Raw genomic sequence first — 16,732 nt, 5'->3', positions numbered from 1 at the left:
ACCCCCGCCCCGGGAGTCGTCAGCTGCTGATCCGCCGTAACCGCAGCACCGGCGAACTCGCCTACTACCGCTGCTACTCGCCCGCGTCCGTGCCGTTGACCGTGCTGGTCAGAGTCGCTGGATCAAGATGGCGGGTGGAGGAGTTCTTCCAGTCGGGCAAGGGCCTGGCCGCACTCGACGAGCACCAAGTCCGCCGCTATATTTCCTGGTCCCGCTGGGTCACCCTCGCCATGCTCGCGCATGCCTTCCTCGCCGTTGTACGCGCAGACGAGCACACCCGCCCCGCACCCGATGTCCTCATTCCGCTCACCTGCAACGAGATCCAGCGCCTGTTCATCACTCTCGTCGTCCGACCCGTCCACGACACAGCCCACCGGCTCGGTTGGTCGAACTGCCGGCGCCGCCACCAGGCCCGATCCCAAGCCAGCCACTACCGACGACAAGCCACTCAGGAATGAAGATCACGAACTACGGCTGGAGTATTAGTGGCCGGCTCCGGAAATCCTTCGGGGGTTGATCAGGCAGCCAGGGCGACGGAAGATTCTTCTTGTCGGTCGGCGGGTGTGTGTTGGTCGAGCCGGGCCAGTAGATCGTCCAGGTCGGAGGTGGTGAACTTCCACTGGAACGGCTGTGCCGTGGCGTTGTAGCGGTCTTCGAATGCTCGGAGCCGGTCCCGGACCTGGGTCAGGTCCGTGAAGTCGTTGGGTTGGACAACCTTGCGCTGGACGATCGAGAAGAAGATCTCGATCTGGTTGGTCCAGGAGGCGTGCACGGGGGTGTGGACCATGACGGCGTTCGGAAACCTGCTGGCCAGGCGGTCGATAGCCCGCTGGCCGCGGTGGGAGGAGCCGTTGTCGACGACCCAGAAGACGCGTTTCGCACTGGCGTAGGGCTCGGTGGTCATGACCTGCTCGACCAGGTTCATGAAGGGGACGATGCCGGTCTTGGGCTCGCAGCGGCCGAAGACCTTCGCGCGGTGGACGTCGTAGGCGGCCAGGTAGGCCAGCGCGCCGCCGCGGCCGTACTCGTGGTTGACACGCATCACCCGGGCCCGGCCCGGGGCCAGGGTCGGATGACAGCGGCAGCGGGCCTGGACCGAGGTCTTCTCGTCGCTGGAGATCACGTACTCGTCCTCGCCCAGCGGGACGCCCTCGAACGTGCGGGCATAGAGGTCCAGGACACGCTGGGCCTTGGCGCGGAAGTCCGGGTCGCGGATGAAGATCCAGGACCGGTACTGCCAGGGCTTGAGCGCGTCCTCGCGCAGCCAGCGACACACCGTGGACGCGGAAACGCTGTCGGTGATCCCGCGCGCGGTCAGCTCGGCGGCCAGCTCCGGGCAGGACCAGCGCGATAGCGGCACGCCGGTCTCGGCGGGTAACTGGCAGGCCAGCGCCTTGGCCTCGGCGACCTGCACGGGGGTGAAACGGGCGGGGCGCCCTGAGCGCTTGCGGTCGGCCAGGGCCGGCAGCCCGCCGTCGGCGAACCGGCCCCCCCAGGCGCGAACCGTGTCCAGGTGCAGGCCCGTCTCCCGGGCGATCCGCGCGTTGGAGCGCCCCCGCGCCGCGTCCAGGACGACCTGCGCGCGCACCCGCAGCCGGTACTCGGTCTTGTGGCCGTAGGCCATCTTCTTCAACCGCTCGCGCTCGGCAGCGGTCGCAACTATCGGGCGGGCCGGGGCAACGGGCATGACAGGCGGGCCGCTCGGGAGAAGTGGATCACGACGGGGCGCACCTGCCGCATCGACTGATGCGGCATCATCCACGCCGTGCTTGATGACCTTGCTCTGGCCCAGCGGCGGCTCTCGCCGGCACCGCCGTGGGTCTGCGCTACTTCGCCCGTGTACGTACCCTCACCCAACAGCAGAAGGTGGACGGTTCGGTTGTGACCGAGGCGTCGCTGATCCGGGAAGCGTGACCACTGGCCCCCGCTGTGGGGCTTAATGAGTCCAGGGCGGCGTGATGGTGCTGCCATCGGCCAGCTTGGCGCTGAGTCCGACATGTGTAGTGACCCACATATGCGCGGGCTGGTCGGTGGTATTGGCAACCGCCAGCTCGGAGCCTGCCGGAGCCACCGCTGCGTCGCCGACGCCGAGTTCGGCGCTCTCGCCGCCGATGGTAAGCCGGAGGTGACCGGACAGAACGTAGAACGTTTCCTCGTGACTGATCATGTGGGCCGGACCCACCGTTCCGGCCGGGATCTCGCCGCGCCAGGCGGCGAGGTCCCGGCTGCCCGTGACCGGACGGACGTAGGAAACGAAGCGGGCGCCGTGGATCTCGTGCACGACGGCCTCGTCACTTCGGATGAAGGGCATGCCAGCCTCCTCATAGACAAGAAACTTGTCCATAAAGACAAGCAGCTTGACGAGTTATAGTCAAGTCCATGGATGACGCTCTGGCCTTCTCCGCACTCGTGCTGGCACTCTCCGGACAGTTGGTGCAGGGGATCCACGATCGCGTGTCCCAGCAGGGATTCGAGGATCTGCGGCCAGCACACGGCTTCGCCTTTGCCCGCATCTCCCTGGGCGACGCCACTACGGCCAACCTGGCCGAGCACCTGGGGGTGACCAAGCAGGCCGCCGCCCAGCTGGTCGAGGAGCTGGTCCGCAAGGGATACGTGGTGCGGCATCCACACCCCCACGATGCCCGCGCCCGGCTCTTGGGGCTGACCGAGGCCGGCTGGGCAGCCACTCGCGCCGCCGACGAGGCGGCCCGAACTGCCGTCGCACCATGGAAAGAGGCGCTGGGCGAGGCGCGCTTCAGTGAACTTGTCGCCGACCTGACCCGCCTTACACCACCGGGGCCGATCCGCCCCACCTGGTGAGCCAGTAAGCCGCTGGCCTGGACTACCGCAGGTCGCCAAAGAGGAGCGACGACAACGGATTGCGCAGCAAATCGTGGACCCCGCAACCCCCGAAGGACTTCCGGTGCCGACCACTTAGTCTTGAGGTTGTCGGGCCTGGTCAGCAGCATCCGGGCGAGCCGGCGGTGGGAGATGTGGCTGCGGTCGGCGTCCGCGCGGCCTTGGTCGATGTACTTGTGCAGGAGGTTCAGGCAGCCGGTGAACCCGAGGGACTTGATCTCTTCGAAGAGATGCTGGACGGGAACGGCGGGGTCCTCGGCCCGGCGTTTGCGCAGGTGCTCGCGGTAGGGGTCGACGAGGCTGGCGCGGTACCTGGGGACGCGGAGCATCCGCTCGGGCCGGTCGGCTCGCGCGTAGCGTTTGACGGTGTTCGGGGCCAGTTGCAGGCGGCAGGCGCATTCGAGCAGGTCGTGGACCTGGTGCCGGTGTTCGAGGGTGGTCTGTGCGCGGGGCCCGTCGTAGATGGGCGTGTCCAGCACGGCGGCCCAGCAGGTGCTGTGCGCCCTCACCTCGCTCAGGGCGGCTTCGCACAGGTTGTGCCACAGGTGCCACCTGTCCGTGACCTGCACCGCGTCGGGCAGGGCACGGCGGATGGCCTCGGCGTAAGTCGCCGAGCCGTCCCGGCACACGACCTCGACGCCCGGATGTTCGCGCAGCCACGCTTCCAGCGTGTCGGCGGTGCGGTCGGGCAGTACGTCGATCCGTTCATGGGTCTCGGCGTCGATGTTCACGGTGGCGTAGCGGTGGCGCCGGCGCAGAGCGAAGTCGTCGACGCCGATCACGCGGGGCGTCCGCCCGGTGGGCAACGGGACGCGCAGCAGGGTGCGCAGGGCCGTGTGACGCGACAGAGCCACCGCGAGCACGGCCGGCAAACGTGCCCCGGCCCGGCCCGCTAACTCCTTGACCACGGCCTTGACCTGCCTGGTCAGACGCGCGGTGCGGCGTCGGTATCGCTCCAGCACTCCGGGCGTCTGCTCGCGGAAGGTCTGTCGGCAGCCGCGCGTGGGACACACCGGGCGCCGCACCCGCACACGAACCACCACCCGTCGTCCGTCGACCGGCACGTCGGCCACCGTCCGCAGGTGAAATCCGTGCACCCGTCCCGACGGGGCCCCGCACCCCGGACAGACCGCGGCGTCCCGCGGAGTCCGTGTCCGCACCACGATCCGCTCACCCTCGGCGGCCACATCCTCTATGACCAGCGGAGACAGACCCGAAAACACCGTCCGCACAAGCTCGTCGACATCTTTCACACGAACGTCAACGACCCTCACAACGCTCCGTCACCACCGAATGTGAGACAGGGCCGAACGTTTGACAGTCCCCTACGAGATGGCGCTGGCTAGGCGCCAAGGCTGCCCGTTGGGGGATCAGATCCCTTTCAGGCGACGGCTGTGAACTCCTGCGCCGGCTCCCCACGGCCGTCTCGCACCAAGCATCTGCCGACATCACGGCGGTACTTTCGCCAGGCGCTTGATTCCCCAAAAGAGCGCGATCACACTGGCCTGTTCCGGCGCCCGTGCCCCGGACGGCGTCCGTCGATGCCGATGCCAGTGCCGCCGCGGCGATGGGCCCGCAGCGCCAAGCCGCCAACACTGGCGATAACCACGAGAATGATGACCATCCAGATCCACCAGTCCATGACCGCACCTCCGGCCGCCCACCTGATCACATTGCCCCCGGGCCCCTGTCATCCAGCATGGTCCCGGCACCAGGGCCTGTCGACCGCAGCCACGAAGCCCTTCACCGAGCACTGAGCTGAACCGGATCCTGTTGCGTCCCTGAGCCAACTGCATCTCGCCTATTGCCTGTTTCCGACGTACTCCGGCTGGCCTCTTGGTGACGTTGCGTCGGTTACTGCTCGTTCCCGAGCGCATCTTCCGACCGGGAGGAGAAGCTGGAGCTGAGCAAGCAGCGCCGTCGGCTCCAGGACGCCGGATGCCGCCGCGTCGCGGCCGGGGAGTCCCGCCGGCCCCGGCCCTGGCAGAACCGCATCGGCACCGCGCGCGCCCCGCGATGCGCGCCCTGTCCTGGGTGCGGCACTGCCCCGCCTGGCTGTGGTGACGATGCCGGGCATCGTCCACCGGCTGGAACTTGCGATGTTCGCCACCCCGTGCACGGTGCGCCGGTCGCGAGCAACGGGGAGCAGGGGTGATGGCGATCACCTGTGCTGTCCTTGCCGCACGGAGCCACCGCAGTCCGGTGCCGTTGGGAGCGATGTCGCCCACCTTGAGGGCCGAAGTCTCAGCCGAACCTGGTGGCAAGGCGCCGGTAGAGGGCCGGGGCCATTCCGTGCACCCGGGCGGGCAGGCACAGCCAGCCCGGCACGTACACCTCGTGCGTGCCCCGTCGGATAGCGCGCCGCACGGCGTCCGCCACGCGCTCGGGCGGCACCGCCTTTGGCCTCCTGCGTGTGTAGGGCGTGCCCCGGCGTTGGAAGAAGGCCGTCTCCACGACGCCCGGGATGACCAGGGTGACCCCTACGCCGGTGCCGTGCAGTTCGTATCGCAGGGCGTCGGCGAATACGGCGAGTGCTGCCTTGGCGGCGGAGTACACGGCCTCGCCCCGAACGCCGAGGGCGCCTGCCACGGACCCGATGAGCACCACTCGTCCGGAACCGGCTCCCACCATGTGCGGCAGCAGGTGCCGTACCAGCCGCACCGTGGAGAGCAGGTCGACGTGGATGATCTCGTCGATGGCGGATTCAGGCATGTCGCTGAACTGGCCGGCCCAGCCGATTCCGGCACCGGCTACCAGTACGTCTACCCGGCCGACCTGGTCGAGGGCGAAGTCGGCCAGGCGGCGGTCGGCTCCCTCCGCTGTGAGATCCGCCGGGAACGCCGCGGCGAGGGTGTCCGCTGCGACACCGTCCAGGCGCGTGGTGTCGCGGCCGTTCAGCACCAGCCGCCAGCCGTCCTGAGCCAGCCCGCGCGCCACGGCCGCGCCGATGCCCGACGAGGCACCGGTCACCACCGCTGTCCTCTGGCGTGCCCGGCCTTCAGGGCTCGAGTGAGCGGGGGAGAGGTTCTGCGACACATCCAGCGACAGTTTCTGTGACATGTCGGCTATCCGTTCCCGTTTTCGCGGGCTCCTTTGACTTGGGCGGTGTGTGTGAGCGTCATGAGGAGCAGCCCTCCGGCCAGGTTTCCCGCGCCGGCCAGGAGGAGGTTGGAGCCGACGTCCGTGTAGGAGACCGTGTCGCCCAGCCATACGCCGAACAGCAGGTGCAGGCCGGAGACGACGACGTGGTCGAACGGTCCCAGGGCGAGGAAGAAGCCGACCACGTAGGCCAGGATGATGCGGCTTCCGGTCGACTCGGCGGCGTGGAGCAGGTACGACAGCAGGGTCAGCAGCGTCCCGGCCGCGAGTCCGCGGGTGAAGGTCGCCAGACCGCTCTTCGTGGAGATTTCCCGGGCCGCTTCGGCGAGGGCGTGGTGCGCTCCCGGAGGGAGCGTCCCCTCCACTGAGAAGATCGCGGCCATGACCGCTCCGCCCACGAGGTTGAGCACGAGTACGACGCCCCACAGCCGGCCCAGCTGGATCCAGGCCGAGCGCTGGTGCCGGTCGATCGCCGCGGCTACGGGGCCGAAGAAGTTCTCGGTGAACAGTTCGGAGCGGCCGACCACGACGAAGACCACGCCGATCCCGAAGGCGAGCGCACCGATGAGATGTGCCAGCGCGGACCCCAGCCGGGGCCTGGCCAGTTCCTCCGCCATGGCGAACGCCACGATGCCGAACACGATGGTGATACCGGCGATGAACCCGGTGGACGTCTTCTCCAGCAGGGGCATGGCCAGACGTTGCTCGCCTTCCTCCTCGGCGCGGCGATAGATCTCCTGAGGCGCTGGTGGTTGGGCCATGAACGCCTCCTACCCCGACGGGTGCGGGCACGGGTCAGCCGGTGCCGTCTGGTCCCGGAAGTTCACCCGTAGAGGTCAATCCCGCGCACCACTGCCTGTCAGCGGCGTGCGCGGGCCTGTCCTGCACGAGCCTGCAGCTCAGGCGGGACCCACGACAGCCCGGGCGCGGCCGGCCGGGGCGACACCATGCGAGCACCCCTGGTCACCGTGATCACCGGCCGTCCCCTGCGGCCGGTTTCGCGTCGGCACTGCCCGGGAGCCCTTCCGCCACGGTCTGTTCCGGCGTCACCCGACGAGGCAGGCAGCGTTAGACGACGGGGCGCGTGTGGCCCTCTTCCACCTCATGTTCCTCGCCTCGCTCTGGCTGTTCGTCGGAGCGTGGATCATCGGCTACCCGTTCACGGAGCCGGCCGTCGACGCCCATACCATCGAGATTCTCGTCGGCATCGTCGTGTTCTGCGTTGCCCTGGCCCGGCTGATCCGGCCGCGAGGACGGGTGAGCGATGTGCTCGTCCTGGCGGCCGGGGTGTGGCTGGTCGTCGCACCGTTCGTGGTGAGCTACGGCGATACCGCCGCGGCCGACGCCGCACGCGTCAACGACATCACGGTGGGCTGCGTGCTGATCGTCCTGTCGGTCCTCTCCTTGGCCATCGCGCTGACGGCGTCCCGGGCAGGCAGGCCGGCGGGCTCTCGCTCCGCCTCTCCTCGCGGGGGGCGGCGGCGCCCCTGAGGCACGGTGCTGCCCGGTCGCCCGTACCGGTCCGGGTGCTGTCGGCCGCGACCGGGACGAAGCGTTCAACGCATCCGGTCGTACGTCCAGCGGCCGGCCAGTGCTTGCTCGACCAGCTGGACCAGTTCGGCGAGCCGGGCGTGCTCGGTGGCGTGGAAGTCCTGGTCGGCGGCGGTGGAGCGCAGTCGGTCGAAGGCGGCCGCGACGGGCGGGTGCTGGTCGGGCGCGCTGTTCCATGCCAGTTCGCGCAGGAGCATCGCGACGCGGTTCAGAACCGCGGGCTCGGCGGCGCCGTAGCGCAGTGGCTGTGCTACGGCGAGATCGAGGAGATCCGCCAGGTCCGGGCGCCGCAGCACGACCCTCACCCGATGCTGGTCGTCGTGCAGTACCCGGGGGCCCAGGCCACGGCGGGCCAGCTCGCACAGCAGAGCGGAGGAGTGGGAGAGGGCATGGACAGCGGTGGTGGGGTCGTTGACCCCGGGTGAGAGCGCCTTGGCGGTGATGTCGGTGAGCTGGCGGAGTCCGAAGGCGACGTCCTGGGCCTCGGTGCGTTCCGTGCCGGTGGAAACCGCCTCCGCGGCTTTGCGGACCAGATGTGTCCGGGTCTCGTGGGAGAAGGGCTCCCCCGCACGCGGCCAGGCGGCTCCCATGGGTGTGCCGGTGATCAGCGAACTGCCAGGGTGCCGATCGATGAGCAGGACGGCGTCGGCCTCGACGGCTGCCTCCAGGAGGGCCTCCTCGTCCACGGCGGTCAGGAAGCCGGACTTTCGGACGGGCAGGGCCAGTGCGTCGGCGGGCGGTTCCGGTGGCGCTCCCAGGTCCTCGGCGGCGGAGGCCCTTTCGGGGAGAAGCCGGTGGATGGTGCGGTCGGCGGCCGAGTGGACGCTCTGCATCATCGTCTCCACCCGGATCTCGCGTGCCAGGTGGGACAGGAACAGCACCAGGCCGAGCACGCTCGCCAGAGTGAGGAGGAAAGCCACGGTGACCGACACCTGGGGGACGAACATGACCTGTCCGTCGTCACCGGTCCGCACGGTGCGCAGCACGGTCAGGACGTAGGCGAACGTCGCGAGGAACAGCGCCAGGGTCGTCTGGACGTACCGGTCCGCGGTGAACGTGCGCAGCAGCCGGGGGGAGAACTGACTGCTCGCCAGCTGCAGCGTCACCACCGTGAGCGAGAAGGTCAGCGCCGTGACACTGATCAGGGAGCCGGCGATCGCCTCCAGCACGGTACGCGCGGCGTCCGCGCCGCCTCCGAACAGGTAGTCCTTCAGCCACGGCGGGATGTCGTGCTGGATCCGCGCGTCCAGCCGGGGCAGCCCCACACCCGCGGCCACAGCGAGCACGACGCCCAGCGTCGGCAGAGGCCACAGCTGCGCACGGAGCGTGTCACTCATCGGCGGAAGGGCCAGGGTGCGCGGCCGCCGTGAGCGGGGCGGGCCGCACGGCCCCAGACCGTACGCACGGTGTCCGTGCTCGGGCCCGGCGACGGACGGGGAGAGGCCCGGTGGCGTCCGGGCCGGTGCGCGGGCATGTGGACTACCGGGTGGGCCGGGCAGGAACCCGTGCCTGCGACGACCGGCTGCGGTTGCCTGAGAGCTCCCATGACGCCTCCCTCCTTCGGGAATGCGGTGACGGTGGAACCACCATGCGCTCGCCGGCGCACTTCTGGCCGACGACACACGGCCCTTCTACCTGGTCGCCCCCAGCTGCCACGAGAGAGAGGAGCGCGGAAAGGGAGTCCGTGCATCGGGCCTTCGGCGGAGGCCGGCCACCGAAGGATTGAATCTGCCGGCACCCGGCGGGAGAGGAAGGCAGCGCCTGGTGCGGGCACTCAGATGCTGCCACGCCGCTGATTGACTGGTGTGATGAAGTGGAGGCGCTAGTCAATAAGTGTGCCCAGCTCTGAATCTGCCGCCGCCGCAGTGTGAAAGGACCTACCCGTTCTCCGAGAAGGCGTTCCGGCGCCTGCCCCGCGCACAATCTCGAAGAAGCCGGTGAGCACACCGGATGGTGCCCGCTACGCGTGCCCCTTCGGGTGAACACTCCGGGCTCGGGGCGCGCTCCTGCAGGACGAGGTTATGAGTCACCTATGAACATCGCAAAGGGCACTGCCCGGCGACGGCGGGGGAGCGCTGCCGTCATGGGGCTGTGTGGCGCTGTTGCCGCGCTGATGCTCCTCGGCGCCTGCGGCGACGGGGAGGAGCAGGAGCATGGGCGCGGGGACCCGTTTCCCATGGCGGATCTGGAGCTCGGACGTGCTATCCGGCTCTCGCTGGCTGAGGTGACCGGTGGGGAACTCCTCTCCATCGAACTGGAGGAGCCCGAGTCGCAGTCGCCTGTCTGGCAGAGCACCATCGCCACGCAGGACGGCGCGACACGGATCGTGCGCCTCGCGGCGACCGCCGGGCGTCGGGTGGAGGAGAAGCCCGGGCCGAGACTGGACAGCGAGGCCAGGAAGGCGCTGCGCGCCCTTTTGGAACGGGCGACACTTCTGCCCGGGGAAGCAGCCCTTGAGGCCAGGGATTCCACCGACGGACCGGTCACTGGCGTCAGGCTGACCACATACGAAGGCGAAGCCGTCTGGGAAGTCGATGTCACGAACATCTTCGGCGAGGAAGTGACCGTTCATGACGTCGACGCGAGGACGGGCGAGGTACTGCGCCGCTATGCCCCCGCTGATCAGCCGGAGTGATCCTCCTCAGCACCGCCGGCAACGCTGGGTCCTGGATAGGAGGGACCGGTGAGCGCCGTGCCACATTCACGTCAGCAGTCGGTTTGCCGGGTGTCGCCGGCGGCGTGTCACTCCTCGAAGTGTCGAGGTGGCTTGGTCACTCCACCATCCAGATCACGGCCGACATCTATGGCCATCTGACCCCGGATGCTGGTGGCAGACTGAGGTCCGTAATGGATCAGGTGCTGACGGGCGCTAGCGTGGTCGGTGCTGACTACTGCCGCATCAGGCAACGTTCGCCTCCTCTGGGGTCGACTGGTAGTCGGCCAGACGCCCGCATCCGGTGGTCGTGGGAACGGAACTGTGGTGGCCAGTACTCGCATAGGGTGCTTGGGTGTTTAATCGGCTTGCGGTCAATGTGTTGCCACCGGGCCCCCGATGGGCTGCCCAGCTGTCTCTCCGGATCGATGGCGAGGAAGTGGTGGCAGCGGCGATCGGAGAGGGAGGCCGCGGCCCGTTCGCGGAGGAGGCATTGCCGGCTGTTGGCCAGGGTCCTCTCTGGGCGACCGACGAGGGGCGACGTGCAGTGCTGGGTGAGCCCGAGTGCACGGGTGGATGCTGTGGCTACCTGTCCGTGTTCGTGCAGCGTCACGGCGGGATCGTGGAGTGGTCCGACTGGCAGGTGCCGGTTGATGAGGAGCGCCCTCCGGCCTTTCACTTCGACGCTGATCAGTACGACGCCGAACTGACCCGAGCGCTGACTACGTTTGCCTCGTGACTTCCGCCGTGTGGGTGGTTCCCTGCGCGGTGGGCCAGGCCAGAATGATCACGTGGCTGGACGTGTACAGGTTCGTGAGATCGATGACGACGAGGGTCGGCGGCTGCTGCGGATCATCCGTCGGGGCGCCGGGTCGGTGGTGACCTGGCGGCGGGCCCAGATGGTGCTGCTGTCCGCGCAGGGCATGCCGGTGGCGAGGATCTCCGAGGTGTCGTTCACCAGTGACGACCGGGTCCGGGACGTGATCCACAACTTCAACACGGACGGCTTCGACTCGCTGTATCCGAAGTACTCCGGCGGCCGCCCGAAGACGTTCACGCTGCCCGAGCGCCGCGAGATCAAGAAGATCGCCAAGTCCAAGCCCACCGAGCATGACCTGCCGTTTTCGACCTGGAGTCTGACCAAGCTGGCGGACTTCCTGGTCGCTGAGGGGGTGGTCGACGACATCAGCCATGAGGGCCTGCGCATTCTGCTCCGCGAGGAAGGCGTCTCCTTTCAACGCCTGAAGACGTGAAAGACCTCCCGCGATCCGAACTACGCGGCCAAGAAGGCCCGCGTCGAACACCTCTACGCGATCGCCGACGGCGAGGTCATACCCGAGGACGGCGAACCCGAAGTCGTCTTCTGCATGGACGAGTTCGGACCCCTCAACCTGATGCCCCACCCGGGCCGGCAGTGGGCCGAACGGGGCGGCAAGCACAAGGACCCTGACCGTGAGCCCCGCCGACGGCGCCGGGCCACCTACAACCGCTACGGCGGGGTCCGGCACCTGTTCGCCGCCCTGGACCTGGCCAAGGACAAGCTCTACGGCCACATCAAGCCGGTCAAGAGACGGACCCAGTTCCTGGAGTTCTGCCGCTACCTCCGCAGCCTCTACCCGCCCCAGATCCGGATCGCGATCGTCAGTGACAACTTCTCCCCGCACCTGACCACGAAGAAGTGCCAGCGCGTCGGCACCTGGGCAGCGGCGAACAACGTCGAGATGGCCTACACCCCGACCAACAGCTCCTGGCTCAACCGCATCGAGGCCCAGTTCACGGCCCTGCGCTACTTCACCCTCGACGGCACCGACCACACCGACCACAAGGAACAGGGCAGCATGATCCGCCGCTACATCATCTGGCGGAACCGCCACGCCGACGACCAGCGCCTACGCGCCGTCGTCGACAGGGCAAACGTTGCCTGATGCGGCACTACAGGGGCGGAGTAAGGGGAAACATGCAGGTCGGAGTGGCGCCTTGAGAATTCTGCACAAATTTTCGGGGCGCCACTCACCATAAGTGAGTTGATGCGGCAAAGGTGCAGTTCAGGAGGGTGTCGCTCCGTCCGGGAGAGGCTCGTAGGTGGTGCCGGTGCTGGTTCGGTACTGCCCTGTGCGCACCCCTCGTCATCCCTGGTGACCTGTCCCGTGCTGGTTCCGTGCTGGGCGGGGAGGGCTTCGAGTTTCGGGTGGTGGAGCGAGGCCTGGCAGGCGTCCGGTTCCCGGTCGTCGAACTGGCGGGTTTGGCGAGGCGGCTCCTGATGGGCCGGTTTTCATTTGCCTGCGCCGGCAACGCCCGCACCACGACAGTTATCCCCGGCAAGCGGAGCTGTGAGCGGCGTTCCGATTCGCGTTGATTGTGCTGGACACGATGCGTTGGTCGACTCGTTGCCAGGCTCGGGAAGGGATGAGTAACGTGTGCAGACTTGCGCCGTCCTGGTCTGTGGTGATGCGAGGAACCCCTTGCCCTGTTCCGTCGCTCTGATGTCCGTCGGAGTGGCCATGCCTGACACCGATCTTCTGCGTGCCGGCCGATACGGTGATCAGTTCCACTGTCACCGGGCGGCTCGGCAGAGCCACAGCGGTTTGGTCAAGGCCATCCGCAAGGTCATGCTCGGCGCCGCCTGGCAGCGCTGTCGTGTCCACTTCGTCCGCAACGTCTTCTCGGTGATCCCGAAGGGAGCCGCGGGGATGGTCGCCGCGACGATCCGCACGCTCTTTGCCCAGCCCACCGCCGAAGCAGTCCGGGCCCACCTCGACACCGTCGCGGACATGCTCGGCGAGCAGTTCCGCAAGGTCGAAGAGATGCTTCCCGACGCGAAGGAGGACCTGCCCGCGTTCGCGGACTTCCCCCACCAGCGCTGGAAGAAGATCCAGTCGGCCAACCCACCCGAGCGGCTGAACCGGGAGATCAAGCGCCGTTCCGACGTCGTCCGGGTCTTCCCGAACACCGGGGCCGTCGACCGCCTCGCCACCGCCGTCCTCGTCGAGCTCCACGACGAGTGGATCGCCTTCCCCCGCCGCTATCTCTCCATCGAGAGCATGGACAGCCTCCATCCGGACAACACCACCTGCCTGCCCGGCACCGCCGAATGATCAACTACACCGCACCAAGGGACACGACCCGACCTCCTCACCCTCGCCTACCTGCAGGAAGTGGTGAACGCCGAGCGCTTCGGACTCCGACTCATGGGCGACCTGGAGGGCTACCGCAAGCTGTTCGTGGACGCCCGGAAAGACTGGCGCGTCGTCTACGGCATGCGTCCCGCGCCCGAGGGATCCGCGCATCGACGGGAGATCCATGTCGTTGCGGTCCGGCCGCGGGCCGGTATCGACGTCTACGACGAGGTCGGGCGTCGCTTGGGCATGTCTCGCCGACCGTTGAGCGCCCGCCCGCACGCGGCCCGCTCCCACTCCCCGCAGCCGGCGGCCAGGGGGCCGGTACCGAGACCGGGACCGCTGCCCTCCGCCATGCCGGGCCTGCCCCTGCCCGCGCACACCCCTCGAACCACCACATCCGCTGACTGCACGAAGACGGGGCTCGACTCAAGGCCGGGTGAGTGGGAGGCCACTGGCCCGAATCCCGCTGGCTCGGCCCGCAGCATGCCGACATCGGCCGGACAGTCCTCGCCCAGCGCGATCTTGCTCGGACGGGCCTGCTTCTCTACCCCTCCTCTTTGACGGCATGGGTGTGCCGGGTGCTGGGAACGTTGACGGCTTGGCGCATGGTGGGTGGCGGAGGTGACCCAGGTCGGGCGAGGACGCCCCGTACGTCCTCTGGAACCCGGGGTGTCTGCTGGGGAGTTCGAGGGTCAGGGGTGCGGTCGCTGTCCTCGAGCCGCAGGGTGAGCAGCGGGCCGTCGCGGGTGTCCGTGTCGAGTACAGCCCCGGTGTGGTGCGCTGTCGCTTCCAACACCGGGACCAGGCCGGGGTACTCCTCGCCCGATGCATCGAGCCGCTCCTGTACCGCATCCCACCAGGGGGGCGGAGGACGCGGTTTGGTGCCGGCGGCTCCCGGCTCGAACCGCTCGGCGCACTCTCCGTCCCGCCAGTGTGCGAAGCCGTCCATACCGTCCCCGCCCCGCAGCACGCTGAAGGTCTCCGTGTCGCGGGACAGTGCGGACAGCGGGCCAGGCATACGCCCCATGACCCCGTACTCCTCGAAGCAGAACGACCAGTCGCCCAGCTGTCCTGCCTGCAGTACCGATCCCTCCGGCAGCAGGTCGCCGCCGGCCAGCCGGGTGGCCTGCTGCCGGGTGAGAGGCCGGGCGGTGCGGGCATCGGCCCCATAGCGGGCGAGCACCTCCTCGGGAGAGATGCCGTGGGTGATGGTCACGCACCACATCACGGCGCGCGGATCCCCGGCCCATGCCCACGGCCCGGTCGTGGAGTCTTTCACTGGTGTCCCTTCGGGTTTGCCCGGCGGGGCCCCGAGCATCATCTTCGGGACCCCGTGGTGCTGCTGTGTCCTCCGTCAGTCGACGACGGAGACGTTGTACTTCTCGGTATCGAGGATGCGCGCCCTCCTCACGAGCGAACCGTACTTGCCGCCGGCAGACTCATTGGCGTCCAGGGCGACATGGGCACGCACGCACGGCTCTTCGTAGGTGATCGGCTTGTCGGCGCGAGCCCGATAGATCCACCACTCCCCGTCCTCGTACCGCGGGATGATGTCGGCGCACAGAGCACCGTCGGTCCCTCCCTCGAAGGAGCCGGCGAAGGGGAACTCGTCGCACGAGTCGTTCGGGATTTCCCCGTACATGTACACGAACGGGTCGCTGCTTCCCTCCTCGCAGGTGCGCTTCCGGTTGGCTGCGCTGAGGCCATCCGCCCGGGTCAGCGGGGCCCAGTTGCGCAGGCGGCCCTGAGCGAAGCTGTAGGCCGCCGAAGCCGCGGCGTGCTTCGGGTCGGACAGCGAGTAGTTGAGGCTGGCGCGCAAGTCGGAGAAGACGCAGCCGGGTGTGGTGAGCTCGGCGTCGCAGCGAAGGTTAGCCTCGAACGGAAGCTCCCAGTTGACGTTCGGCTGGGTGGGTGTGGTGTCCGTCGCAGTGATGTACATGTGGTAGTTGGTGCGGATGTTGTCCCGCGTGCCGGAAGCCACGTTGCTGGTGTAGGTGACCGATCCGGATGCCTCCGCGCCCTGGCCGAGAGTCTTCGTCCCGGCCCAGGGACGGTTGCTGGTCGGGGTGAGGTTCCCCCGAGATGCGGAGGGTGGTGGCAGAGGGTCAGATGGTTCTCATGGGAGGAGCATCGACCATGGCTGCACCCAGAAAGTACTCGCTGGAGTTGCGTGAGCGTGCGGTACGGATGTATCGCACCACGGAGCCGAGGCCGCAGATCAAGAAGCTGGCTGTCGACCTCGGTGTGCATCCCGAGGCTCTGCGCGGCTGGATCCGGCAGGCCGAGGCGGACGCCGGCGAGCGCGACGACCGGCTCACCACCGACGAGCGGGCCGAGCTGGTGGCGCTGCGTAAGGAGAACGCTCAGCTCAAGCGGGCGAACGACGTGCTGCGGACGGCGTCTGCGTTTTCCGCGGCGCAACTCGACCCGACCCGGCCCAGGTGACGGCGCTCCTCGACGAGCATTCCCGCCTGGGAGTCGAGTGCGTACTTCGGGAACTGCACATCCCCTCCTCCACCTACTACCGCTGGCGCCGCGCCGAGCGCGAGCCGTGCGAACGGCAACGCCGCGACGCCGAGCTCACCGAGCAGATCAAGGAGATCCACGCGGAATCCGGTGGCGTCTACGGATCACCGCGCGTGCACGCCGTCCTCAGACGCGAGGGCACGCGCGTCGGCCGCAAACGGGTCGAACGTCTGATGCGCGAGGCCGGCATCGCGGGCATCAGCCCACGCCGCAAGGGCTTCACCCGTCGCGATCCCAAGGCCACGCCCGCCCCGGACCTGGTCAACCGGGACTTCACCGCCTCCGCGCCGAACCGGCTGTGGGTCACCGACCTCACCATGATCTCCACCGGGCGTGGCCAGGTGGCGTACGGCGAAGTCCCGTACCGCGTCGCGGGCGCCGTCCTCGGCCCAGGCGGCCTGGCAGAGCAGGCGCCGCATCCCGAACGCCCGTGCCTGTCCGGCGTGCCGCCCACACGCTCGGTCTCCTCGACGAGGTCCTCAACGGGGTCCTGCATGAGGGGGAGCACGCCATTCAGGACGGCGAGACCCGCGGCAAGGTCAACGTGGAGATCGTCCTCGATACCCCCGGCCACGTGCGCCTGGACCGCCCCGATGCCGAGATCATTGACCGGACGGTGGCCCTCCAGGGCCTGGCCGGCCGCGGCGTTCGGTTGCTGACGTGCAATACGAGTCAGCACACCCGGGGCCGGGCCGCCGGGCTGCAGGTGGCCAAGGTGGCGATGAAGGACCCCGGGACGAGCCGGACTGGTCGGCCCCGGACAGGTCTGGCGCTGACGTACGCGCGCAGCGGCGCGCCCGACAGGTCGAAGCCAAGGCTACGACGTCAGTTGAGAATCGAGCACCACGGCAGTAACACTGCGCTACACGCCACCTGGTGGTAGCTATACGAGAACAAGGCCGACAAGACCACCACCCGGCTCCGC

14 protein-coding genes and 6 pseudogenes are annotated in these 16,732 nt (G+C 68.5%); 11 read left to right on the top strand and 9 right to left on the bottom strand.

The features are described 5' to 3' along the window. A pseudogene (locus tag ACFWVE_RS02060) lies at positions 1-458 on the top strand (IS701 family transposase); the annotation flags it as partial. A 59-nt stretch (positions 459-517) separates the two neighbouring features. Here the strand turns inward: ACFWVE_RS02060 and ACFWVE_RS02055 are convergent. Together ACFWVE_RS02055 and ACFWVE_RS02050 are read right to left on the bottom strand one after the other, a co-directional pair. Beyond that, a complete protein-coding gene (locus ACFWVE_RS02055) occupies positions 518-1,687 on the bottom strand; it encodes an IS630 family transposase (protein ID WP_384007324.1) in 1,170 nt (389 codons plus the stop codon). Positions 1,688-1,936: 249 nt separating this feature from the next. Next, positions 1,937-2,311 (bottom strand): cupin domain-containing protein, encoded by a 375-nt coding sequence (locus ACFWVE_RS02050; protein ID WP_384007346.1) that lies wholly within the window; start codon positions 2,309-2,311, stop codon positions 1,937-1,939. Positions 2,312-2,379: 68 nt separating this feature from the next. Between ACFWVE_RS02050 and ACFWVE_RS02045 the strand changes: the two genes are divergently transcribed. After that, positions 2,380-2,820, top strand: coding sequence for a MarR family winged helix-turn-helix transcriptional regulator (locus ACFWVE_RS02045; RefSeq protein WP_384007322.1), 441 nt, complete (start codon positions 2,380-2,382; stop codon positions 2,818-2,820). Between the two features lie 116 nt (positions 2,821-2,936). On the opposite strand, the pseudogene ACFWVE_RS02040 reads toward ACFWVE_RS02045, so the two are convergent. The 4 genes and pseudogenes from ACFWVE_RS02040 to ACFWVE_RS02025 all read right to left on the bottom strand — a co-directional run. Then, a pseudogene (locus ACFWVE_RS02040) lies at positions 2,937-4,082 on the bottom strand (ISL3 family transposase); the annotation flags it as partial. Between the two features lie 272 nt (positions 4,083-4,354). Beyond that, a complete protein-coding gene (locus ACFWVE_RS02035) occupies positions 4,355-4,501 on the bottom strand; it encodes a hypothetical protein (RefSeq protein WP_384007320.1) in 147 nt (48 codons plus the stop codon). Positions 4,502-5,103: 602 nt separating this feature from the next. Then, on the bottom strand, positions 5,104-5,919 hold the full coding sequence (locus ACFWVE_RS02030) for an SDR family NAD(P)-dependent oxidoreductase (protein ID WP_384007318.1): 816 nt from the start codon (positions 5,917-5,919) through the stop codon (positions 5,104-5,106). 5 nt (positions 5,920-5,924) lie between these two features. After that, positions 5,925-6,719: a formate/nitrite transporter family protein gene (locus tag ACFWVE_RS02025; protein ID WP_384007316.1), complete on the bottom strand. Its 795-nt coding sequence runs from the start codon at positions 6,717-6,719 to the stop codon at positions 5,925-5,927. A 325-nt stretch (positions 6,720-7,044) separates the two neighbouring features. On the opposite strand from ACFWVE_RS02025, the gene ACFWVE_RS02020 reads away from it, so the two are divergent. Further along, on the top strand, positions 7,045-7,449 hold the full coding sequence (locus ACFWVE_RS02020; RefSeq protein WP_384007314.1) for an SPW repeat protein: 405 nt from the start codon (positions 7,045-7,047) through the stop codon (positions 7,447-7,449). 65 nt (positions 7,450-7,514) lie between these two features. On the opposite strand, the gene ACFWVE_RS02015 is transcribed toward ACFWVE_RS02020, so the two are convergent. Beyond that, positions 7,515-8,846 carry a DUF2254 domain-containing protein gene (locus tag ACFWVE_RS02015; RefSeq protein ID WP_384007312.1) on the bottom strand — a complete coding sequence of 444 codons (1,332 nt, stop codon included), beginning with the start codon at positions 8,844-8,846 and terminating at the stop codon, positions 7,515-7,517. A 695-nt stretch (positions 8,847-9,541) separates the two neighbouring features. Here ACFWVE_RS02015 and ACFWVE_RS02010 point away from each other — a divergent pair. From ACFWVE_RS02010 to ACFWVE_RS01990, 5 genes and pseudogenes are all read left to right on the top strand, one after another. Beyond that, positions 9,542-10,144: a PepSY domain-containing protein gene (locus tag ACFWVE_RS02010; protein WP_384007310.1), complete on the top strand. Its 603-nt coding sequence runs from the start codon at positions 9,542-9,544 to the stop codon at positions 10,142-10,144. A gap of 460 nt (positions 10,145-10,604) precedes the next feature. Next, positions 10,605-10,901 carry a hypothetical protein gene (locus ACFWVE_RS02005; protein ID WP_384007308.1) on the top strand — a complete coding sequence of 99 codons (297 nt, stop codon included), beginning with the start codon at positions 10,605-10,607 and terminating at the stop codon, positions 10,899-10,901. 52 nt (positions 10,902-10,953) lie between these two features. Beyond that, positions 10,954-12,087, top strand: a pseudogene (locus ACFWVE_RS02000) (IS630 family transposase). 648 nt (positions 12,088-12,735) lie between these two features. After that, a pseudogene (locus ACFWVE_RS01995) lies at positions 12,736-13,257 on the top strand (transposase); the annotation flags it as partial. A gap of 36 nt (positions 13,258-13,293) precedes the next feature. After that, positions 13,294-13,665, top strand: a pseudogene (locus tag ACFWVE_RS01990) (hypothetical protein); the annotation flags it as partial. 160 nt (positions 13,666-13,825) lie between these two features. Here the strand turns inward: ACFWVE_RS01990 and ACFWVE_RS01985 are convergent. Together ACFWVE_RS01985 and ACFWVE_RS01980 are read right to left on the bottom strand one after the other, a co-directional pair. Next, positions 13,826-14,506 carry a DUF6461 domain-containing protein gene (locus ACFWVE_RS01985; protein ID WP_384007344.1) on the bottom strand — a complete coding sequence of 227 codons (681 nt, stop codon included), beginning with the start codon at positions 14,504-14,506 and terminating at the stop codon, positions 13,826-13,828. Positions 14,507-14,635: 129 nt separating this feature from the next. Further along, the gene (locus ACFWVE_RS01980; protein ID WP_384007306.1) at positions 14,636-15,262 is read right to left on the bottom strand and encodes a hypothetical protein; all 627 of its coding nucleotides are present in this window, start codon (positions 15,260-15,262) and stop codon (positions 14,636-14,638) included. 155 nt (positions 15,263-15,417) lie between these two features. On the opposite strand from ACFWVE_RS01980, the gene ACFWVE_RS01975 reads away from it, so the two are divergent. The 3 genes and pseudogenes from ACFWVE_RS01975 to ACFWVE_RS01965 all read left to right on the top strand — a co-directional run bounded on the left by ACFWVE_RS01975 (position 15,418) and on the right by ACFWVE_RS01965 (position 16,690). Next, the gene (locus ACFWVE_RS01975; protein WP_384007305.1) at positions 15,418-15,726 is read left to right on the top strand and encodes a transposase; all 309 of its coding nucleotides are present in this window, start codon (positions 15,418-15,420) and stop codon (positions 15,724-15,726) included. Continuing rightward, a pseudogene (locus tag ACFWVE_RS01970) lies at positions 15,723-16,010 on the top strand (IS3 family transposase); the annotation flags it as partial. The gene ACFWVE_RS01975 and the pseudogene ACFWVE_RS01970, both read left to right, overlap by 4 nt. 227 nt (positions 16,011-16,237) lie before the next feature. Then, complete coding sequence (locus ACFWVE_RS01965) at positions 16,238-16,690, top strand: hypothetical protein (RefSeq protein WP_384007348.1); 453 nt, start codon at positions 16,238-16,240, stop codon at positions 16,688-16,690. The last annotated feature ends 42 nt before the right edge of the window (positions 16,691-16,732 follow it).

It is taken from the genome of Streptomyces sp. NPDC058632 (assembly GCF_042717095.1).
GTDB lineage: Bacteria > Actinomycetota > Actinomycetes > Streptomycetales > Streptomycetaceae > Streptomyces.
This window is presented reverse-complemented; position numbering and strand designations above follow the sequence as displayed.